24 protein-coding genes and 1 tRNA gene are annotated in these 22020 nt (G+C 33.6%); 20 read left to right on the forward strand and 5 right to left on the reverse strand.

The genetic code is table 11. The features are described from left to right. Positions 1–102: 102 nt before the first annotated feature. The gene (locus MMJJ_RS07750) at positions 103–306 is read left to right on the forward strand and encodes a class III signal peptide-containing protein (RefSeq protein ID WP_011171227.1); all 204 of its coding nucleotides are present in this window, start codon (positions 103–105) and stop codon (positions 304–306) included. Between the two features lie 37 nt (positions 307–343). Then, on the forward strand, positions 344–895 hold the full coding sequence (locus tag MMJJ_RS07755) for an AAA family ATPase (RefSeq protein WP_104838319.1): 552 nt from the start codon (positions 344–346) through the stop codon (positions 893–895). 54 nt (positions 896–949) lie between these two features. Here MMJJ_RS07755 and MMJJ_RS07760 read toward each other — a convergent pair whose 3' ends face one another. After that, a complete protein-coding gene (locus tag MMJJ_RS07760) occupies positions 950–1456 on the reverse strand; it encodes a GNAT family N-acetyltransferase (protein WP_104838320.1) in 507 nt (168 codons plus the stop codon). A 71-nt stretch (positions 1457–1527) separates the two neighbouring features. Between MMJJ_RS07760 and MMJJ_RS07765 the strand changes: the two genes are divergently transcribed. Then, positions 1528–1866: a DMT family protein gene (locus MMJJ_RS07765; RefSeq protein ID WP_104838321.1), complete on the forward strand. Its 339-nt coding sequence runs from the start codon at positions 1528–1530 to the stop codon at positions 1864–1866. Positions 1867–1937: 71 nt separating this feature from the next. On the opposite strand, the gene MMJJ_RS07770 is transcribed toward MMJJ_RS07765, so the two are convergent. Then, positions 1938–2012 (reverse strand) — tRNA-Arg (locus tag MMJJ_RS07770). Positions 2013–2112: 100 nt separating this feature from the next. Between MMJJ_RS07770 and crcB the strand changes: the two genes are divergently transcribed. The 3 genes from crcB to tfrA are packed head-to-tail and all read left to right on the forward strand — an operon-like array spanning position 2113 to position 4457. After that, entirely contained in the window at positions 2113–2481 is a 369-nt protein-coding gene (gene crcB / locus MMJJ_RS07775; RefSeq protein ID WP_104838322.1) for a fluoride efflux transporter CrcB, read from the forward strand. A gap of 4 nt (positions 2482–2485) precedes the next feature. After that, a complete protein-coding gene (locus tag MMJJ_RS07780; protein WP_104838323.1) occupies positions 2486–2815 on the forward strand; it encodes a DUF190 domain-containing protein in 330 nt (109 codons plus the stop codon). A gap of 22 nt (positions 2816–2837) precedes the next feature. Continuing rightward, a complete protein-coding gene (gene tfrA / locus MMJJ_RS07785) occupies positions 2838–4457 on the forward strand; it encodes a fumarate reductase (CoM/CoB) subunit TfrA (protein WP_104838324.1) in 1620 nt (539 codons plus the stop codon). A 15-nt stretch (positions 4458–4472) separates the two neighbouring features. Here tfrA and MMJJ_RS07790 read toward each other — a convergent pair whose 3' ends face one another. After that, positions 4473–4919 carry a hypothetical protein gene (locus tag MMJJ_RS07790; protein WP_104838325.1) on the reverse strand — a complete coding sequence of 149 codons (447 nt, stop codon included), beginning with the start codon at positions 4917–4919 and terminating at the stop codon, positions 4473–4475. Between the two features lie 261 nt (positions 4920–5180). Here MMJJ_RS07790 and MMJJ_RS07795 point away from each other — a divergent pair, with 261 nt between their 5' ends. From MMJJ_RS07795 to MMJJ_RS07820, 6 genes are all read left to right on the forward strand, one after another. Further along, the gene (locus MMJJ_RS07795) at positions 5181–5735 is read left to right on the forward strand and encodes a helix-turn-helix domain-containing protein (RefSeq protein ID WP_104838326.1); all 555 of its coding nucleotides are present in this window, start codon (positions 5181–5183) and stop codon (positions 5733–5735) included. A gap of 46 nt (positions 5736–5781) precedes the next feature. Then, on the forward strand, positions 5782–7455 hold the full coding sequence (locus MMJJ_RS07800; protein WP_104838327.1) for an AMP-binding protein: 1674 nt from the start codon (positions 5782–5784) through the stop codon (positions 7453–7455). Positions 7456–7538: 83 nt separating this feature from the next. Further along, a complete protein-coding gene (locus tag MMJJ_RS07805) occupies positions 7539–7778 on the forward strand; it encodes a 4Fe-4S dicluster domain-containing protein (RefSeq protein WP_011171217.1) in 240 nt (79 codons plus the stop codon). A gap of 10 nt (positions 7779–7788) precedes the next feature. Then, positions 7789–8844 carry a 3-methyl-2-oxobutanoate dehydrogenase subunit VorB gene (locus MMJJ_RS07810; RefSeq protein ID WP_104838328.1) on the forward strand — a complete coding sequence of 352 codons (1056 nt, stop codon included), beginning with the start codon at positions 7789–7791 and terminating at the stop codon, positions 8842–8844. 1 nt (position 8845) lies between these two features. Beyond that, positions 8846–10285 carry a 2-oxoacid:acceptor oxidoreductase family protein gene (locus tag MMJJ_RS07815; protein WP_104838329.1) on the forward strand — a complete coding sequence of 480 codons (1440 nt, stop codon included), beginning with the start codon at positions 8846–8848 and terminating at the stop codon, positions 10283–10285. Between the two features lie 82 nt (positions 10286–10367). After that, a complete protein-coding gene (locus MMJJ_RS07820) occupies positions 10368–11684 on the forward strand; it encodes a bifunctional hexulose-6-phosphate synthase/ribonuclease regulator (protein ID WP_104838330.1) in 1317 nt (438 codons plus the stop codon). 39 nt (positions 11685–11723) lie between these two features. Here the strand turns inward: MMJJ_RS07820 and MMJJ_RS07825 are convergent, their stop codons facing one another. Both MMJJ_RS07825 and MMJJ_RS07830 read right to left on the reverse strand, forming a co-directional pair. Continuing rightward, positions 11724–12014, reverse strand: coding sequence for a YciI family protein (locus tag MMJJ_RS07825; RefSeq protein ID WP_104838331.1), 291 nt, complete (start codon positions 12012–12014; stop codon positions 11724–11726). 17 nt (positions 12015–12031) lie between these two features. Then, positions 12032–13048, reverse strand: a complete 1017-nt coding sequence (locus MMJJ_RS07830; RefSeq protein ID WP_104838332.1) for a DUF1786 domain-containing protein — start codon at positions 13046–13048, stop codon at positions 12032–12034. A gap of 138 nt (positions 13049–13186) precedes the next feature. On the opposite strand from MMJJ_RS07830, the gene MMJJ_RS07835 reads away from it, so the two are divergent. The 8 genes from MMJJ_RS07835 (at position 13187) to MMJJ_RS07870 (ending at position 21946) form a co-directional block, all read left to right on the forward strand. Continuing rightward, the gene (locus MMJJ_RS07835; protein ID WP_104838333.1) at positions 13187–13897 is read left to right on the forward strand and encodes a peptide arginase family protein; all 711 of its coding nucleotides are present in this window, start codon (positions 13187–13189) and stop codon (positions 13895–13897) included. Positions 13898–13993: 96 nt separating this feature from the next. After that, positions 13994–15250 carry a Glu-tRNA(Gln) amidotransferase subunit GatD gene (gene gatD / locus MMJJ_RS07840; protein ID WP_104838334.1) on the forward strand — a complete coding sequence of 419 codons (1257 nt, stop codon included), beginning with the start codon at positions 13994–13996 and terminating at the stop codon, positions 15248–15250. 48 nt (positions 15251–15298) lie between these two features. Continuing rightward, complete coding sequence (gene gatE / locus MMJJ_RS07845; protein ID WP_104838335.1) at positions 15299–17194, forward strand: Glu-tRNA(Gln) amidotransferase subunit GatE; 1896 nt, start codon at positions 15299–15301, stop codon at positions 17192–17194. 78 nt (positions 17195–17272) lie between these two features. Continuing rightward, a complete protein-coding gene (locus MMJJ_RS07850; protein ID WP_104838336.1) occupies positions 17273–18766 on the forward strand; it encodes a helicase HerA domain-containing protein in 1494 nt (497 codons plus the stop codon). A 15-nt stretch (positions 18767–18781) separates the two neighbouring features. Further along, positions 18782–19594 (forward strand): YkgJ family cysteine cluster protein, encoded by an 813-nt coding sequence (locus MMJJ_RS07855; RefSeq protein ID WP_104838337.1) that lies wholly within the window; start codon positions 18782–18784, stop codon positions 19592–19594. A gap of 17 nt (positions 19595–19611) precedes the next feature. Further along, positions 19612–20139, forward strand: a complete 528-nt coding sequence (locus MMJJ_RS07860; protein ID WP_104838338.1) for a hypothetical protein — start codon at positions 19612–19614, stop codon at positions 20137–20139. Continuing rightward, on the forward strand, positions 20114–20686 hold the full coding sequence (locus tag MMJJ_RS07865) for a zinc ribbon domain-containing protein (protein ID WP_011171205.1): 573 nt from the start codon (positions 20114–20116) through the stop codon (positions 20684–20686). Before MMJJ_RS07860 ends, MMJJ_RS07865 begins: the two co-directional genes overlap by 26 nt. A gap of 111 nt (positions 20687–20797) precedes the next feature. Then, on the forward strand, positions 20798–21946 hold the full coding sequence (locus MMJJ_RS07870) for an ABC transporter substrate-binding protein (RefSeq protein WP_104838339.1): 1149 nt from the start codon (positions 20798–20800) through the stop codon (positions 21944–21946). Positions 21947–22020 lie beyond the last annotated feature (74 nt).

Genomic DNA, 22020 nt, shown 5'->3' on the forward strand with positions numbered 1-22020 from the left:
AATAATCACTAATAAAAACCATAAATTACAGATAATATTATAAATCTATGAAAATGGTACAAAGCTATATAATTTAAAGGTATATAATAAAATGGTGGTAAAATGTCTGTTGCTTTAAAGAAGTTTTTTTCGAAACGGGGCCAATTGAGTCTTGAATTTTCAGTGCTGGTTCTTGCGGTCATTACAGCGGCAATTCTTTTAGGATATCACTTGATTGTAAGTTCAAAAGCAGTTCAGGAATCAAATATTGACACGATCAATAATACTCACAACACGGCAATAGATGCTTTAAGTGAAGTTAGTTAAACAATTAAAGTTAAAAAATATTAATAATCGGGATAATATGAAGTTAATTGGAATTACTGGAATGCCAGGATCTGGAAAAAGTGCAATTACGAAATTAGCGGAAAAATATAAGATAATAACTGTTTCAATGGGCGATGTTGTAAGGCACGAAACATTAAAACAAGGAATACCATTAAATCCTGAAAATGTCGGAAATACGGCAGTAAAACTTCGAGAAATTCATGGAAAAGAAGCAATTGCTGTTCCATGTCTTGAATATATCCATGAAAAATACGAAGATGAGGATTTTGTTGTAATTGAGGGAATAAGAAGTATTTATGAAGTCAATTACCTTAAAAAAAATGCCAAACTCGATATTATTGCAATTCACTCTTCACCAAAAACCAGATTTGAACGATTATCTGGTAGAAACCGTGAAGATGATTCAAATGACTGGAATACTTTCGTTGAACGCGATGAACGAGAATTGAATTTTTCAATTGGTAATGTAATATCACTTGCAGATTACATGGTTGTAAACGAAGGAAATTACATGGATTTTATGCACGACCTTGAAAACACGTTTAAAAAAATAATTAACGTGAATTAACTTTTAAATGTGCAATTTAATCCCATTTTTTTAAGTTATTTTTAAAATATATCTTTAATTCTTACTTTTTTGATAGTTTTCTGAGAGTTCATCTAATTTATCTCCCGTTAATCTATAAATTAACCAGTTATCAACGGGAATTGCGCCCATTTTTTCGTAGAATTTTCTTGCAGGGTTCCAGTCTAAAACTACCCAGTCAATTCTTCCGCAATTCCTTTCTGTTGCAAGATTTGATAAATATTCAAATATATTTCTTCCAATGCCCATTCCTCTAAATTCTTCTTTAATGTAGAGGTCTTCGATATAAATTCCAGGTTTTCCAAGGAATGTTGAAAAATTATGGAAAAATAAAACGAATCCCGCAGGTTTTGAATCTGCTTCAACAATCAATGTTTCAGCGTACTGTTTCTTTCCAAATAGTGATTCTTTTATTATTTCTTCTGTAGCAGTAACATGGTCTTCTAAGTTTTCGTATTTTGCAAGTTCTTTGATAAATTTAAAGATTAAAGGAACATCGGAAACTGTTGTTGGTCTGATATTAATTTTTAAATTAGTATTCACAGTAACACCATCAAAAGATTTTAATAAACAGTTTAATTCTATATACTTAAAAAATATAAAAAAGGTAGGGTATGAAACAGTATTTGCCAGTTTTACTGCTCGTTTTATCAAATATTTTCATGACTTTTGCGTGGTATGGTCATTTAAAGTATAAAATGTCTCCACTTTGGATCGTTATACTGGTAAGTTGGGGGATTGCATTTTTTGAGTACTGCTTGCAGGTTCCAGCAAACAGGATCGGCTCAAACTACTTTACACCCGCACAGCTAAAAGTAATTCAAGAAATAATAACTCTTGTAATATTCAGTATTTTTTCAGTACTGTATCTAAAAGAAGAATTTCGGTGGAATTACGCAGTAGGATTCTTTTTTATAATCCTTGCAGCCGTTTTTATCTTTAAAAAATGGTAATCTTTTAAATTTTTTAATAATAATTTTAAAAAAGTGTAAATACTTCTTAAATTTTATTTTTAAAATGTTGACGAGCCCGGAGGGATTTGAACCCCCGACCACAGGGTCCGAAGCCCTGTATTCTATCCAAGCTAAACCACGGGCCCAAACTTATATATCATTTTAAGAAGTACTTTTCAATATAATTTATTATATAGTATATAAATCTTTTAGTTAGGCAGACTAATATGGCTATTTGGTGATTTTTTGAGAGAAATTCTACTTATCGGCCTTGGTGGATTTTTCGGGGCGATATTAAGGTATCTCGTTAGCGGCATAATTCCCGTAAAATTTGGGATTCCAACAGGTACTCTTATGGTAAATCTTTTGGGAAGTTTTATTATTGGCTTTTTAATATACTCTTCATTATTTGGGTCATTATCTACTGAATACAGGTTATTTATAATAACCGGGTTTTGCGGGGCTCTTACTACGTTTTCTACATTTAGTTACGAGTCATTTACTATGTTAGAACATAATTATTATTTAAAAACAGGATTAAACATTTTATTAAATGTTTTTGGATGTTTGGGAATGGTATATCTTGGAAGACTCGCATCAATGTTTTTCTGGTGATTTAATGAAAAAAATATCTGCAAAACTTCTCAGGATTTATTTAAAAGAAGAAGATAGGTATGGAAAAGAACTACTCATCAATTCAATAATAAAAACCCTAAAAAATAATGGGATTGCGGGCGCAACGGTTTTTAAAGGATTTTGTGGCTACGGAACAAGGGGCATTTCTAGAATTGATATACTGAGACTCTCAATGAACCTTCCAGCAGTAATTGAATGTATCGATTACGAGGAAAAATTAAACGATATAATGCCAAAACTTGTTGAAATGGTTTCAGAAAACGGCCTTATAACAATACAGGACATTGATGTATTCAAGGAATTAAAAAAATAATATTTAGGTATCTGGTGATTTTATGATAACAGATGTACTCATAATTGGTGGCGGGGGTGCTGCAGCAAGGGCTGCAATAGAATGCGGACAGAAAAATGTTGTAATTGCTTCAAAAGGCCTTTTTGGAAAAAGTGGATGCACAGTAATGGCTGAAGGTGGGTACAATGCAGTATTGAACGAAAAAGATTCGTTTGAAAAACACTATTCTGACACGATGAAGGGTGGGGGATACATAAACAATAAAAAACTCGTAGACGTTTTGGTAAAAAATGCACCAAATGAATTTAAAAACTTGGAAAAATTTGGATGTATTTTTGATAGGTCTGAAAGTGCAGAATTTGCACAAAGACCCTTTGGAGGACAGAGTTTTAATAGAACTTGCTACAGTGGGGACAGGACAGGCCACGAAATGATTGCAGGATTGATGGAGTATTTAAACAAATTTGAGCGCATAAAAATTTTAGAAGACACGATGGCAATAAAATTAATTGTCGATGAAGTTGAAGAAAACGGAAAAAAACTCAAAAAATGTTTTGGGGCAGTATTTTTAGATTTATTAAATGGAGATATTTATCCAGTATATGCAAAATCAACAATTCTTGCAACTGGCGGGGCAGGCCAAATTTACCCTATAACATCAAACCCTAAACAAAAAGTTGGGGATGGATTTGCAATTGCTTATCGTGAAGGGGTCGAACTAGTCGACATGGAAATGGTTCAGTTTCACCCAACAGGAATGCTTGGAACTGGAATTTTAGTAACCGAAGCTGTGAGGGGCGAAGGCGGAATTTTATACAATAAAAATAAAGAAAGATTCATGAAAAACTACGATTCAAAAAGAATGGAATTATCCACAAGGGACGTAGTTGCTAAAGCAATATATAACGAAATTCAGGAAGGAAGAGGAATTGATGGTGGAGTTTATCTGGACGTAACTCATTTAGAACCAGAAGTTATCAAAGAAAAACTCGAAACAATGTTTTCACAGTTCATGCTTGTTGGCGTGGATATTAGAAAAGAGCCGATGAAAGTAGCTCCAACAGCACACCACTTTATGGGTGGAATTAAGATAAATGAAAATTGTGAAACAAATATTTCAGGATTATTTGCATGCGGGGAAGTTGCAGGTGGACTTCACGGTGCAAACAGGCTTGGCGGTAATGCACTTGCTGAAACACAAGTTTTTGGATCAATTGCTGGAAGAAATGCTTTAATTTATGCTGAAGAGAAAGTTGATATTTCAAAAGTATATAATTCAGTTGAAAAATACATTGAAAAATTGAAAAATACAGTTAATGAGTCTAATTCTGGGGATAACGTATATTCATTAATTGATGAATTAAAAAATACTATGTGGGATTTTGTTTCTATTTCAAGAGATGAAAACGGGTTAAAAACTGCCCTTGAAAAAATAAATGAAATCGATGGAAAAAAAGTTTTGATAAATGGAATAGTTGACTTTTCAAAAAAATTAGAACTTGAAAACATGATTTTGGTTTCAAAAATTGTTATAAATTCAGCAATCCTTAGAAAAGAGACCCGTGGGGCACATTTTAGAAGCGATTGCCCCAAAACAAATGATAAATGCACTGGAAACTTTGTAGCAGTTGACGGAAAAATTAAATTTATAAAAATTGAATAGATTACTTTTTTGTTTTTAGTCTGTTGAAATGATTAGTTTATCGGAATTTAATGAATCATAACTGAAAAAGTCTGTTTTTGATGTTGCTTTTATTGTTTTATTTTCAGAATTTAAAATGAGAATATTTATCGATGAACCGAATTTATCTTCATTTTTAAACGTCCATTTAAGATATGTTTCCGAAATATTGTATTTTTCGTTAAATATCGTAGTATTTTTTGGTTCTGGCCCATAAACAGTATTTATATATGTTGTACCGTTTGGAAGTACCATTTCCACAGTGGTTGTTCCAAAATCACTCTTTTTAATGACATCTACATCAATATTAATAATATCGCCCGTTTTTGGAGAATAATTGTCTGCAGATATGTTGATATACGTTTCAGGCAGTACAAACAAAGTCATTACAATTATTGCGAGAATTGCCACAAAAATTAAATTTTTAAAACTTATTTTATACAAATTTCCAAACCCCCTAAAATTAAATTAATTATATTCATGTTGCTCCAACATTATGCTAGTTTTGTAGATCTTTTTAGTGCATTTTTCGTTTTCTGAACAGTATATTTTGAAATTATAATTATCGATCATTATATATAGCGGAATTAAATAGTTATTTTAAATACCAATATAATTTTTCATATAATATCAAACAAAACACGCAAATTTATGCGGTCTGAGATATCTTTTAACTTAATAATGATTATTTTAACGGTGCAGACTATGACTGAAAAAATGAAAGAAATTGCAGCAAGAGTTCGCGAATTAAGGGAACTCTCGGAAATTTCAATTGAGGAGATGGCAAATCACTTACAAATTTCACCAGAAATTTATCAACATTACGAAGAAGGAACCTGCGATATTCCAGCAAGTGTTTTGTATGAAATTGCACACAAATTTGAAGTTGACATGGGACTACTTTTGACTGGAGAAGAAACCAGAATGCATATTTTTACGGTTACAAGAAAAGGAAAAGGAGTTTCTGTAGAAAGAAGAAAACAGTACAAATACGAAAATTTGGCTGAAAAATTTGTCCACAAAAAAGCAGAACCATTTATTGTAACAGTGGAGCCAAGAACTGACGGAAAAAAACCATCCAAAAATTCACACCCTGGTCAGGAGTTCAACTATATTTTGGAAGGATCTATAAAATTATACATCCACAAAAATGAAGTTATTTTGGAAGAAGGAGATTCTATATTCTTTGATGCAGGGTATGAACATGCAATGGAAGCATTAAATGGAAAAACTGCTAAATTCCTTGCAATTATAATGTAACTTACTGTAAACTTTATTATTCTCAAAAACGAAAAAGGGCATGATTATGGTATCATTACTTACTAAATTTGTTAAAACGACGGAATTTGAGTCATACGAAGATTTTGTGGAAAATTTTAAGATAGATGTTCCAGAAAATTTTAACTTTGCTTATGACATCGTTGATGAATATGCAAAAATTGCGCCGGAAAAGATTGCAATCATATGGTGTGACGATAACAACGATGAAAAAATCTTTACATTTAATGATATGAAGAAATACAGTGATAAAGCAGCTAATTTCTTTTTAAAACACGGTATTAAAAAGGGAGATACTGTAATGCTCACTTTAAAGAGCAGGTACGAATTCTGGTTTTGCATGCTTGGACTTCATAAAATTGGGGCTGTCGCAATTCCTGCAACACACATGCTTACAACAAAAGACATCGTGTACAGGATTGAAAAAGCAGGCTTAAAAATGATAGTCTGTATCGGTGAAAACGGGGTTCCAGAATATGTTGATGAAGCAGTATCTGAAATTAATTCAGATGTTTTAAAAGCATGTGTTTCAAATTTAAACAATGATAGTTGGATTGATATTTCAAAAGAATTGGAAGAATCATCAGAAGACTTTACAAGGCCTGTTGGAGAAATGGATACTAAAAATGACGATGTATTAGTTGCATATTTTTCATCAGGAACAACAGGATATCCAAAATTAATTCAACACGACCACGAATATCCTTTAGGACATATTACGACTGCAAAATACTGGCAAAATGTTGAAGATGATGGACTTCACTACACTGTTGCAGACAGCGGATGGGCAAAGTGTATCTGGGGAAAACTCTACGGACAGTGGATTGCAGGAACTGCAGTATTTGTCTACGACTACGACAGATTTGATGCAGGAAACATGCTTGAAAAAATTGCAAAATATAAAATTACAACGTTCTGCGCACCACCTACAATTTACAGGTTCATGATTAAACAGGATATTTCAAAAGCAGACTTTTCAAGTTTACACTACGCAGTAACTGCTGGAGAACCTCTAAACCCTGAAGTTTACAACAAATTTTTGGAGTTTACAGGACTTAGGCTAATGGAAGGATTTGGGCAGACTGAAACTGTTGTATCTGTTGCAAACTTTACATGGATGGATCCAAAACCCGGATCAATGGGAAAACCAGTGCCAATTTTTGATTTAATGATAAAAGGGCCAGATGGAAAAGAATGTGATGTAGGTGAAGAAGGAGAACTTGCATTCAAAACAGAAGATGGAAAACCTCTTGGTCTTTTCTCAGGATACTTTAAAGACCCTGAAAGAACTAAAAAAGCCTGGTACGATGGATATTACCATACTGGGGATACTGCATGGAAAGATGAAGATGGATACCTCTGGTTTGTTGGAAGAAACGACGATTTAATCAAAAGTTCGGGTTACAGAATCGGTCCTTTTGAAGTAGAAAGTGCACTTATTTCACACCCGGCAGTACTTGAATGTGCAATAACTGGAGTACCGGACCCAGTAAGGGGCCAGATTGTTAAAGCTACAATTGTTTTAACGTCTGAATATCAAGCAAGTGAAGAACTCAAAAAAGAACTTCAAGACCACGTTAAACACAACACTGCCCCATACAAATACCCTCGAGCTATTGAATTTGTAAAAGAACTCCCAAAAACAATCAGCGGGAAAATCAGGCGTGTAGAAATCCGGGAAACTGATGAAAAAAATAAATAATTAACTATCATAAAAAATTATTTTTTTTAAGGTACATTGATCGAAAAATTATTTTTAAAATTTAACTAAGAAAAGATGAAATTATGGAATGTTCTACAAAAAAACCCTATCCTGTAATTAATGCTCTTGAATGCAAAGCATGTGAAAGATGTATAATTGCATGTCCAAAAGACGTCTTAAAAATGAGTAAAGACTGCAATGAAAGAGGATATAATTACGTAATTTACACTGGCGAAGGATGTACTGGCTGTGGAAACTGCTACTACACCTGCCCAGAACCTTTAGCAATAGAAGTACACATCCCGCTTAAAAAGTGCGAATAGAGGAGATATTATGGCAACACAACTTGTAAAAGGAAACACTGCTGTTATTGTCGGAGCCATGTATGCAGGATGTGACTGTTACTTTGGATACCCGATAACACCTGCAAGTGAAGTACTTCACGAAGCTTCAAAATACTTCCCAATGGTTGGAAGGAAGTTTGTTCAGGCAGAATCAGAAGAAGCTGCAATAAATATGGTTTACGGTGCGGCATCAACTGGAAAAAGAGTGTTATGTGCTACATCAGGTCCAGGAATGAGTTTAAAACAAGAAGGAATCTCATTTTTAGCAGGTTCTGAACTTCCATGTGTTCTTGTAAATGTGCAGAGGGCAGGCCCGGGTCTTGGAAACATCGGACCAGAACAGGCTGATTACAATCAGGCTGTAAAAGGTGGGGGACACGGAAACTATAAAAATATAGTTTTAGCTCCAAATTCAGTTCAAGAAATGTGTGATTTTACAGCAAAAGCATTTGAACTTTCAACAAAGTACAAAAACCCGGTAATTGTTCTTTCAGATGGTGTTTTAGGTCAGATGGTTGAGCCATTAAAATTCCCAGAACAGGCCATAAAACCTGAAATCGACGAAAGTTGGGCAGTCTGCGGAACAAAAGAAACAAGGAAAAATTTGGTTACTTCAATCTTTTTAGATTTTAAACAACTTGAAGAATTTAACTACAAATTACAGGATAAATACGAAATAATTAAAGAAAATGAACAAGATTTTGAAGGATACATGCTAGATGATGCTGAAATTATCCTTGTTTCATACGGAATAAGCAGCAGAATTTCAAAAACTGCTGTAGACGTTGCAAGAAAAGAAGGATTAAAAGTAGGATTATTCAGGCCGAAAACCCTATTTCCGTTCCCAGAAAAAGAAATGAACAAACTTGCAGAGAAAAAATGCACATTTATTTCAGTTGAAATGAGCAACGGTCAAATGGCAGAAGATATTAAACTTGCAACATGCTGTAAAAGGCCAGTTGAACTTGTAAACCGGCTTGGCGGAAATTTAATTGAAGTTGATCAGATTTTAGCTAAAATTAAAGAAATTGCAGGAGGCAACTAAAATGACAGAAATTACGGAAAAAGTTTTAAAAAAGCCAAATGCAATGCCTGAAATCTTTGAAAGAAAGGGCGGTTCTGCACCAACTGCAACGCACTACTGTGCAGGCTGTGGACACGGAATAATCCATAAATTAATGGCAGAAGCAATCGATCAACTTGAAATACAGGATAGATGTGTTTTAATCAGTCCAGTTGGCTGCGCAGTATTTGCATACTATTACTTTGACTGCGGAAATATTCAAGTTGCTCACGGAAGAGCTCCTGCAGTTGGAACCGGTGTTTCAAGAGCAGAAGACAACGCAATTGTAATGTCGTACCAGGGAGATGGGGATTTAGCATCAATCGGGCTAAATGAAACAATCCAAGCAGCAAACCGTGGAGAAAAAATGGCTGTATTTTTCGTAAACAACACCGTTTACGGAATGACTGGCGGACAGATGGCCCCAACAACACTTATCGGTGAAAAAACCGTAACTTGTCAGACTGGAAGGGATCCAAGATTTGCAGGCTATCCAATTCATATGTGTGAACTTTTAAGCAGTCTGAAAGCTCCAGTATTTATTGAAAGAGTTTCTGTTTCAGACATTGCACACATAAGAAAGGCAAAACGTGCTATCAAAAAAGCTCTTGAAATTCAAAGAGATGGAAAAGGATATGCATTTGTTGAAATATTATCCCCTTGCCCAACAAACTTAAAACAAAATGCAGAAGCTGCTGAAAAGTTCATAAACGAAGAGATGGAAAAAGAATTTCCATTACAAAACTTCAGAGACAGAAGTGCTGAAGTTGAAACATTGAATAGGGGAGAGAGCGACTTTTCAAAAGAATGCCTTGATAATATATTTGAAGTAAATTCAAAAGGTTCAGAAGATCCATCAAAAGACGATTCTTTCGAAGAAAAACTTGTAAAAATTGCAGGATTTGGTGGACAGGGAGTTTTGAGTATGGGTTTAACTCTCGCAGAAGCTGCGTGTAGGGCCCAAAAATACGTTTCCTGGTACCCTTCATACGGTCCAGAACAAAGAGGTGGAACTTCAAACTGTTCGGTTATCATTTCAGGACAGGAAATTGGATCTCCTGTTGTGTACAACCCCGGAGTTTTAATTGCGCTCAATAAACCTTCACTTGAAAACTTTGCAAAAGACGTGAAAGTTGGCGGAACAATAATTTACGATGAAAATATCGGTGAATTTGAAATTCCAAACGGAGTTACTGCAATAAAAGTTCCAGCTTCAAAAATCGCAACTGAAATGGGCGTTTCAAGAGCTGCAAATACAGTAATGCTCGGAGTTTTGGCGGAAATTGGATACACCGGACTTTCTGAATCCGTATTTGTTGGTGCAATAGAACAGACATTCTCAAAAAAACCTAAATTAATTCCAATAAACGTTGAAATATTAAATGCAGGAATTGCATGGGCTAAAGAAAATTTGGCCTTATAATTAATTTTTTTGATTATCAATCAATTTTTCAAAATATTCTAATTATTCATATTCTTTATTTTTAATCGAATGGGGCGATATCATGCAGTTTAAATCAGAATTACCTCCGGTGCAGGTTGCGCTTGATCTTGTTGATCTTCCAAGGGCAATAGAAATTGCAAAAGAAGCAGTTTTAGGCGGGGCTACATGGGTTGAGGCTGGAACTCCACTAATAAAATCCGAAGGAATGAATGCAATTCGAGAACTTAGAAAAAACTTCCCAAATCTTACAATCGTTGCAGACATGAAAACAATGGATGCAGGAAGCACGGAAGTTGAAATGGCTGCAAAAGCAGGTGCAAATGTTATATTGATATTGGGCGTTGGTCCAGATTCAATGATAATAGATGCTGTAAAAGCTGGAAAAAAATATGGAGTTTTAGTTGGAACTGATTTGATTGCAACGGAAGACCCGGTAAAACGGGCAGTTGAACTCGAAGAAATGGGTGTAGATATTATAAATATCCACGTGGGACTCGATCAGCAAGTTTTAAATGTTGATCCTGTTGAACTTGTAAAAAGAGTTTCTGAAAACTGTAAAAAAGCAAAAATTGCAGCAGCAGGTGGTTTAAACAGCGAAACTGCTGTAAAAGCATACGAAGCAGGAGCAGATATAATTATTGCGGGAGGAACGTTATATAAGTCCGCAGACCCTGAACAAACTGCAAGAGATATTGTAAAAAGTCTTGAAACTGGAAAACCTGTAAAAACGGATAAATTTAAGAAATTTAATAAAGATGAACTTGCAAATGCGTTTGATGTTGTAAGTACTTCAAATATAAGCGATGCAATGCATAGAACTGGAGAAATGAAAGGTTTAAAACCAGTTTGGAACTCTGAAAAACCTTTAAAATTTGCAGGACCTGCAGTTACAGTTAGAACTTACTCTGGAGATTGGAGTAAACCTGTAAGTGCGATAGATGAATGTGTTGCAGGAAATGTTTTAGTAATTGACAACTGCAGTTCTGAAATTGCCTGCTGGGGCGGACTTGCAACGCTTTCATGCAAAACCAAAGGCTTAGTTGCAATTGTAATAGATGGTGCTGTTAGAGATGTCGAAGAAATTTTAAAAATTGGAATTCCAGTATTTTCAAGAAGTATAACTCCAACTGCGGGAGAGCCAAAAGGATTTGGGGAAATAAATGCTGTAATTGAATGTGCTGGAAGAACTGTTGAACCTGGAGACTGGATTGTCGGGGATGAAAATGGAATTATTGTAGTTCCAAAAAATGAGGCAATGGAAATTGCAAACAGGGCAATCGATGTAAAAGAAAGAGAAGATAGAGTTAAAGAAGAGATAACGCGTGGAACAACGCTTGCAAAAACAATAAGGTTAAAAGATTGGGAATTGAAAAAATAAAATGGACATTTAATATTTTATTTTAAAATTAATTTATATTTAGATTTCTTTTAAAAATTCCAATTCTTTTGAAGTTAACGAAGGAGTAAATTCGATTATTTCGTAGTCATAAATCTCATTGATGTAGAATGGGTCATCTTTTAACATATCAAGTACTTCTTCTTTGGTTTTAACATTTGAGATGATTACTCCGCCAGTTCTTGGAACTTTTCTGCCGGATGCTAATAACTTTTGAAGTTCATAGTTTTTCTTTAAAAATTCAATATGTTCAGCCAAATATTTTTCAACGACTTCAATTGGTTTTTTGTACGTTACAGAAATTATAAACATGAGTTTAACCTCCAACTTTAAATTTTTCTTAATTTTTGGTAAACGTCTAAAAGGCCGATACAGCCTGTAATCATTACATCTCCTCCAGGATATGCATAATTACCGTAATTTTTAAATAATTCTCTGTTTGGCCCTGCAATAAGCACTGATTCAGGTTCAGTTTTACAAGTTACGCATGCACCGTGGCCGTTGTCGTTATATATATCCTCATTTTTTAAAGATCCATTGCATGTTCTTTCAACAATGTCTTTTAATTTTTGATCGTCGATTAATCTTGTATGGTGTTCAAAAAGGCCGTTAATTTTTTGATTTTGCATTGAAACTCCCAAAGTATGGCCGTTTCCAATGTCAAGGCCGATAAATTCATTAATATTATTTTCATTTGCATAATTTAAAATACCGCAAACCGATGCCATTTTGCTGTCCATTACAAATCCTTTGTATTTATTTTCACCAAGGGTATTTAAAATGGATTCAAATCGCGAAAAATTGTCTGTTTTATACTTTTTATTATCAAAATAAAATTCATACGGGTCTTTTGTTTCATTTAACTTTTTTTCAAAATATTTAAATCGGGTGATCCGATCACTCTGTCCTTTTACAAATCCGTGATCTTGACATGCTACACAAACAACTTCAGGAGAGAAATCCTGTCCCATCGAAGAAAATATTGTTTTTAACATTTCAAAATCTAAATCTTCTAAATTTACATTTGGATTTTCAATATTTTCTTTTATAACAATTCCTTTTTCCCTAACTTCGTCTAAGTCGTCTCTAATTGTTCTCGCACACTGTTCGGAAATTTCTACTTTGTATCCTTTTTTTAATTTCTGCATTATTGCAAATGAAACTGGGCCTCCTCCCATTAATTTTCCGTCAATTCTTAAATCTTCTTTCAATTTCATAATTTTTCGAGAAATAATCGTTGTAGGGGAAGGTAGTATTAATTTAATTGCATTTTCAACGTTTTTTTTAGTGTCAAAGTATAAAATGTCCTGAGTTCCTTTTCCAATATCGATGCACAAAATATTCAAAGTAATCACCTTAAATGACATTTTTTGATAAATGTTAATTATATTTGATGATACTATTACACTTCTATATTTTAAGATTTTTTATTTATATCATGAATTTTATAGTTGTCCTTGCTTTTAATTGATTTTTGTGAAACTATGAGAATTTTAGATATTGATCTGGACTTTTTCTTAAATAAAATTGCATTTTGGAAAAAAGGAAACAAAAGACTCGACGAAAAAGAGTATGTCGTTTGGAAAAAAGATAAATTTATCGACTTTTTAGAAAACAACAGTAATTTATCGAAAAATAATAAAATAAAAGGAAGAATTGTTAAAAAACACCACGAAGCTTTTTATTTTTGGAGAGAACTTATCGAAAAAAATGAACTCGAAACTCCCTTTGAAGTTGTTCACATCGATGCTCATGCTGATCTTGGGCTTGGGGACTTTTCCTACAAATATATCATGGAAGAATTGCTTCACAAACCCGTTGAAAAAAGAAATGATCCTGAAATGATGTATGAAGGAAATTATCTTGCTTTTGCAATTGCAAATCGGTGGATTAGTAATTTAACTTATGTTACACACCCGAAAGGCGGAAATGATCTATTGAATTTTCATTTTAAGAACTACGATGTAAAAAGTGAAATTATTCAGCTTAAAAAAACTGAAAAAATAGAAAATGAAATTAAAAATGTAAAAATTTTAGATTTGGAGCCAGAAATTCCTTTAAAATTAATATCTGGGAAAGATTACCTTGAAGAAGGAACTTTTGATTATGTTGTATTCAGCATATCTCCAAAATACACTCCAAAAACGATAGATAGATTAATTCCAATTGTAAAGGAATATATTGAGGAAATTTAGGTATCATTCCTTAAATCTTTCAAGTTTAATTTTTTTATACCATAATGACGTATTTTATTTAATCTTCATATTATTTTTATCAAAAAAGGTGGAAAAATGGATATCGGTGATTTTGTAAAACTCGAACTGGAAAACACGACGTATTCTGGAACAGTAATGCCTTCTTTAAGCGAAGATACTGTTGTAATCAAAATGAAAAGCGGATACAACGTTGGACTCGATAAGAAAAAAATAAAAAATATTGAAATTTTGGAATCAGGAGATAAGCCAAAATACGGCCTTCCGCCTCTAAATTTAGAAAAAAACCCAAAATTAAAAAATATCTCTATTTTATCAACTGGTGGGACAGTTGCTTCAAGAGTGGACTATAAAACAGGAGCAGTTCACCCAGCATTTACCGCAGATGATTTAATTCGGGCAGTTCCTGAATTAATGGATGTTGCAAACATTAAAGGAAAAGTTATTTTGAATATTTTAAGTGAAAACATGCTTCCAAAGTACTGGGCGATGACTGCAGAAGCGATAAAAGAAGAAATTGAAAACGGGGCTGAGGGAATTGTTATTGCACACGGAACCGACACTATGCACTACACCGCATCAGCACTTTCATTCATGGTAAATTCTGAAGTTCCAATTATTTTAGTTGGTGCTCAAAGAAGTAGTGATAGGCCTTCTTCAGATGCAGCATTAAACATAATTTCAGCAGTAAAAGCTGCAACTGAACCGATAAAAGGAGTTTATGTACTTATGCACGGTGAAACTGGGGATACAGTATGTCATTTACACGAAGGCACAAAGGTTAGAAAACTTCACTCTTCAAGAAGAGATGCATTTAAATCAGTAAATGAAACTCCAATAGCTGAAATTAACCCATTTACAAAAAAAGTAACATATTTAAGGGATGTAAAAAGTCAGGACAAGTCAAAAATCAAAGAAATAGTGTTAAACACAAATTTGGAAGAAAAAGTTGCTTTAATTAAAGTTTATCCCGGAATTGATTCTGAAATTTTGAAATTTTACGTTGATAAAGGATACAAAGGAATTATTTTGGAAGGAACTGGTCTTGGACACACTCCTGAAACCTTTTTTGAAGGAATCGATTACGCAAATGAAAACAATGTTTTAGTTGCAATGACTACACAGACGATCAACGGTCGAGTAAACATGAATGTTTATTCAAATGGGCGAGAACTTCAAGCAAAAGGCGTAATTCCTTGTGAAGACATGCTTTCAGAAGTTGCATTTGTTAAATTAATGCATTTGCTTGGAAATTATGAATTTAAGGAAGCAAAAGAATTAATGTCTAAAAACATTGCCGGAGAAATTAACGAATCTATTAATCTGGAGTGTTAATTGTTTAAATGGATTTATTCAGTATTTACTTTGATTTTTGGTGATAATATGGATTATGATTACGAAAAACTTGGATTGAAAGTTGGACTTGAGATACACCAGCAGTTAAACACTAAAAGAAAACTTTTCTGTAACTGCCCAACAAAAATAAGGGATGACGAACCTCACGGGGAAATTGAAAGGGTTTTAAGACCTTCTCAGAGTGAAATGGGTCACGTTGATAAGGCGGCGCTTCTCGAATCAAAAAAGGAAAAGAAGTTTATCTACCAATATTACAACGATACGACGTGTTTGGTGGAACTTGACGATGAACCGCCTCACGACGTTGCTCCTGAAGCAGTGGACACTGCATTAGAAGTTTCAACATTGATGAACATGAAAATGGCTGATGAAGTTCAGATCATGCGAAAAATGGTTATTGATGGTTCAAACACGTCAGGATTTCAAAGAACAATGTTTGTATCCCAAGAAGGATTCATCGAAACAGAATATGGAAATATTGGGGTTACAAGCCTCTGTTTAGAAGAAGATGCGTGTAAAAAGATTGAAGATGGAAAAGACTACACGAAATACTGTGTTGATAGGCTTGGAATCCCTCTTTTGGAAATTACAACTGAACCCGATATCACATCTCCAAAAATGGGTAAAGAAGCTGCAAGAAGAATTGGAACCATTTTAAGGGCTACTGGGAAAGTTAAAAGGGGCCTTGGTACAATTCGACAGGATGTAAACATTTCAATTAGGGATGGTGCAAGAATTGAGGTTAAGGGGGTTCAAAACCTTGATTTAATTGAAAAAATCATCGAAAACGAAGTTACAAGACAGATCAGTTTAAACGAAATTAAAGAAGAACTTTTGAAAAGAAATGCAGAAGTTGTCGATGAAATCAAAGACATCACCGAATTTTTAAAAGATACGGAATCAAAAGTTTTGAAAAATGCACTTAAAAATAAAGGTGTAATTAGAGCAATATTATTGAAAGGATTTTCAGGAATGATTGGAAGAGAAGTTCAGCCGGGAAGACGACTTGGAACAGAATTTTCAGACCGTGGAAAGGTACTTGGTGGAGTTGGAGGATTATTCCACACCGATGAACTTCCAAAATACGGAATTACTGAAGAAGAAGTTATAAAATTAAAAGAATACATGAATTGCGGCGAAAATGATGCTGTAATTTTGGTTGCTGACAAGAAAAACAAGGTCGAAAGAGCACTTAACGCAGTAATCGAACGGGCAAAAGAATCAATGATCGGAATTCCTGAAGAAACGAGAAAAGCACTCGATGACGGAAATACATCATACTTAAGGCCACTTCCTGGAGCTGCAAGGATGTATCCCGAAACAGATGTTCCAACAATTACAATTACTGAAGAAAAGATCGAATTTGTTAGAAATAACCTTCCAGAAATGCCTGAAGAAAAACTTGTAAGATTTGTAAAAGAGTATGAATTAAACGAAGATCTTGCAAAACAGATGGTAATGTCTTACCATGTTGATTTGTTTGAAAGTCTCTCAAAAAAATATTCAAAAATCAAGCCTACGCTCATTGCAACGACCCTTGAAGCTACAATAAAAGAAATAAAAAGAGAAGGGCTTGACACTGAGTTATTGACTGAAGAACACCTTGATGAACTTTTCAAAGGGCTTTCAGAAGACAAAATGTCAAAAGAAGCAGTTCCTGAAGTTATAAAAGGATTTATTGAAAACCCTTCAAAAAAACTCGATGAAATTTTAGAAATTAAAGGAATGTCATCAATGTCTGTTGAAGAAGTAGGATCAATAATTGAAGATATAATCAATCAAAACATTTCCCAAGTAAACGAAAAAGGAATGGGTGCAATGGGTCTTTTGATGGGAAGATGTATGGCGCAGCTCAGGGGAAAAGCTGATGGAAAGTTAATAAACACAACGTTACAGAAAAAACTCAAAGAAAAAGTTCAGTAAGTAAATTAAAATAATTATTAATTTTTTTTAAGTATTTTCAACTTTTAAATATTTTATATTAGTCGGAGGGCGGTATTTTTGGATAATTTAATGGGCTACGTTATAGGTGAAACCTCAAATACTGAGTTAAATTTTCTTGCAAAGCACATGCCTGAAATTGGAAGTTATGTTTCAATCAATTACTGTGATTTAGAAATTTTGGGAATGGTTGAGTCGGTTAATCAAGGATGCAAAATCTTTGAAGACGTATACAATGTAAAAGATTTTGAAAAATTAAAAGATTTTGAAAATAACGATTCTTACTACACGATTGGAAAAATAAAAATTTTGGGCGATGTAAAAAATATGCAGATCCCAAGAATTCCGCCAAAACCTGGAACTGAAGTTTACAATGCATCTGAAAAGATTTTGGGAGAAATTTTTTCAAAAGGAACAATTGAAATTGGAAATTTAATTTCAGCAGATTCAAAAGTTAAACTCGATGTAAACAAGTTATGTTCGAGACACTTGGCAATACTTGCAATTACTGGAATGGGTAAGTCAAATACCGTTTCTGTTCTTTTGGAAGAATTAAATAACATTCATGCAACCGTTTTAGTTTTTGATATGCACAGGGAATATGTTGAAATCGAAGCAAAGAGCAGTATAATTCGAAGAAATATCATAAAACCAAAAATAAACGTATACAACATGTCATATGACGCATTAATGTCTCTTGCAGGAGTTGACCCACAAGCTACAGTTCAAAGGGCAATGGGAAGGCGTGCAATGAAAAAAATCAAGGAATCCAAAAAGGAAGTTGATTTTAATACTGTTGATGAGTATATAAACTCGATTATCAATGAACTCAATTATTACATGGGTATGGATGAATTTAAGAGCAAAGTGGACAGTATTTTAACATTGATTATGCGATTTGAAGATTTGATGACTTTTAAAGATAAAATTACTGCGATAAATTACAATCCTATTCAAGATATAAAAGAAAATTATGTGAATATTGTTGATATAAGCGAATTAGACGAAAGCAGTACCGATTTAATAATCTCTTACTTTACGGGGGAGATTTTAAAGGATAGAAAAAAAGTTTTATGGAATACAAAAGTTGCAAAACCAATATTTATAATATATGAGGAAGCACATCTTATTGTGCCACAAAACAGGCCCACAAAATCCAAGATTCCGATTTCAAAAATTGCAAGGGAGGGTCGTAAATTTGGTGTAGGAATTTGTCTTGTTTCACAAAGGCCAAAAACCCTTGACCAAGAGTCGCTATCCCAGTGCAACAACTTTATAATTTCAAAATTAATTGAGCCAAGCGATCAAAAACACGTCCAACACGCATCAGAAAATTTAAGCGAAGACTTATTAAATCAGCTTCCAGGCTTAAACGTTGGGGAAGCAGTAATAATTGGCCCTTGTTTGAAAATCCCTGCAATGGTAAAAATAAAAAGATTTGAAGGGGAATATGGTGGTGAAGACGTTAAATTTGATGAACTTTGGACTACTGAAAAAGAAAAGAATATTCCTGAATTTATAGAAAGTAATGAACTTTTTAATGACGATTTGTAGAGTCAAGAGGCGTTTATGAGCTTTGAAGTTACATTTGACGGAATGAGATACTCTTGCGTTAACTGCGCTTACTGTTGCAGTTGCAAAAATTGGAGAGTATTTTTAAGTTATTTTGACATGATGAGACTAAAAGGCTATGAAAATTATATTGAAAAGTCAAATTCAAATTATGAACATGTTTTAGCCCTTAGAAATGGAAAGTGCGGCCTTATCGAGAATAATTTATGTAGAATACAGCTTGAAAAAAGCTATGATACGAAACCTGCAATGTGCAGGCTGTTTCCCTTCAGTTTCATGGTAAAATGGAATGGGGACTTACTTTTGATTTTAAAACACTACTGTAGTGGTGTTCAGGTAGGTAAATGCAGTAAAAAAACTATAAAACATGCAATAGAATGCTGTGAAGAATTATATCACGACCAACTTTCGGAATTTTCCTTAGACTTTGCTGAAAGAAGTGATAAAACTTCTTTAAATGAAAAAACAGAAATTTGTTGGGAAGAAAGGGCAGAACTTGGAAAATACTTCTTTAAAATTAAAAAATTTGATAGTTTTTCTGAAAAATATTCTGAAATATTTTCTGAAGATATATCTGACTCTATTGAAAAATTAAAATCAAAAAACAATGGTTTTGATGAAAAAACTCAAAAATTGCGTGAAAAAGAGACTTTACGCTATATGTATGAGTTGAATAAAAGAGAACATTTTAGAAAAATGTCTTTTAAAAAAGAACTGGATAATCTTATAAACGTTGGAATCATTATTGATGATTATAAAGATTTACTCAAAGGTGAAGGTGCAGTAGATTCAAAACTCCTTCTTAACTGAGACGAATTGTGAAAACTATGTCTGTAAAAGAATACCTCATTATTTTAATAATTGTTTTAATTTTTGCAGCAGTCCCACTGATAATTTTGCAGGAAAAAAAGGATAACCTTTCAGAAATGCAAGAATTTGAAAAATACGGGGTTTACGAAGTAAAAAAAATTAATTCGGAAGACGGAAATATATTAAGGGTTTTTCAAATTAGAAATACTATCGGAGAAAGATTAAGGGGAGAACTTGATAAATCTGCAAAATTAGACCTTTGTTATATCCTTTGGTATTCATACAACAATTTTGAGGATATAAACTCTGTAGAAGTGTTTTCTTACTATAATAACAGTGGAGATATGAAGATTTATTACCTTTACGAGATAGGAACAAGAGAAATAGAAATTTCGGAGCTTTCAAACGCGACTGAAGCAGAAGTTATGGCTTATATGGAATATTATTATCGTAAAATAGTTAAACTAGGAAATTTAAATGTAATGGATGAGAATATCCCCTACTGGAAGGAGGCAGATAATGGTTACGATAGTTCCAATAAATGAGGAAGAAAGGGCAAGCATAATAAACGGGCTTAAAAGTTCAGTACCTGCTACTAAATTAATCACTTTGAAAAAAATTGTTGATTTAACTGTTTTAAGACCTGAATCATTGCAGTACATGGAAATGACCGACAAAATGGCAATTCAGAGAATAGTTTCGGGAATTGAACGAATAATGGAATATGATATTGATGAAGTTTTAAAAAGAGAGGCTTCAATTGCTCTTGAAAAACTCAAAGTAACTCTTGGTTCAAAATTTGTACAAAATTTATTTTACTGTCAAAACTGTAATGGTGTAGTTGATATTGGCTGGGAAAACTGTGCAAATTGCGGTGCAAGTTTGGCAGAAATGGAGTTTGCTGAAACAAAACCTTGTCCAAACTGTAACAAACACACCTCTGAAAACTGGAATAACTGTGCACACTGCGGATTCCAACTTATCAAAGAAGAAGATAAAATTCAAAAATGCAGCGGTTGTAAAAGAGAAGTTGATCCAACGTGGATGGTCTGCCCATACTGTGGAACGAGACTTAAAGTTTCGAAAAAATAAGGCAAATATCTCTTTTTTAAATTTTTAAACTTTTTAAAATTATCGAGTTTATATTTTTTACTGTAAATTTTATATATTTAAATACATATTTTCTATGAATGATTATTTGAGGTGTTAATTATTAAAAAATTTGTAATAATTGCAAGCTTATTATTGGCACTTTTATTTGCAGGTTGTACGGATAGTACTACTTCAGATGGGGAAGTTGCTGACTTGAAGGTTGCATACCTTCCATCAGACCACGATGCACCGTTATTTGTTGCAGCAGAATATCCTGATGTATTCAAAGACGAATATGGCGTATATTTACAAGAAGTTGAGAATAAAAAAACATACGAACTTTATGAAAACGATAAACTCGTAGCAAATGTTGAATTTATAAAAGTTATTGAAGGTGGAGCGAAAATCATGACTTTGATGGCACAAGGTCAGATTGACGTTGGATTAAACGGAGTTCCTCCTGCAGTATTCTCAATTGATCAGGGAACTGCTGCAAAAATTGTAAGCCCTGCTCAATCAGAAGGTTCAGCAATCGTTATTAAAAGCGACATTCCTGCTAAAACATGGGAAGAATTTGTAGTTTACATAAAAGAACAGGCAGAATCAGGAGTACAGGTTAAAATTGGACACCCGCTCCCTACCTCAATCCAATATGTTATGATAAAATCAGCACTCGATGCTGAAGGAATTACCTACACAGAAAATCCAAATGATGAAGATACAATGGTTCAGCTTATCAACTGTAAGGGTCAGGGAACAATGCCACAGTTATTAAGCAGCAATGAACTCGATGCAGTAATTGCATGGGAACCAACACCAGAGCAGTTAGCAGTTTCAGGAATTGGAAAACCAGTAATTTATTCCGGAAACGTTCCACCTGAAGGAATGTGGGAAAACCACCCTTGCTGTGTATTTGTTGCATCAAATAATGCAATAGAAAACAAAAGAGAAGGCGTAAAATCATTCTTAAAATTAATGGCTTTAGCAAACAATGAAATTACGGCAAATCCAAAACTTGCAGTAAATGCAAGTGCTGAATGGCTCGGAACTGACTTAGAAGTTGAAGAACGTTCAATTCCAAACATCGGATTTACAAATGAAATTGGTTCTTTAGAAGCTATTGGACCTGAATTTGTAAAAGTTATGGATGAACAAGGTGCAATGACTGGCCAATTAGCAGGACTTGAAGATGCTGAAGAAATAAATGCAATTCTCTACGATTTCACATTATATAATGAAATCATGGAAGAAATACAATAATTTTCATAAACTTTCTTTTTTTAATTAATTATGATGTACTCTATTTTAAGAATTTTAATAGCCATTATTTGGAT

The organism is Methanococcus maripaludis (assembly GCF_002945325.1).
Taxonomy (GTDB): Archaea; AGJL01; Methanococci; order Methanococcales; family Methanococcaceae; genus Methanococcus; species Methanococcus maripaludis.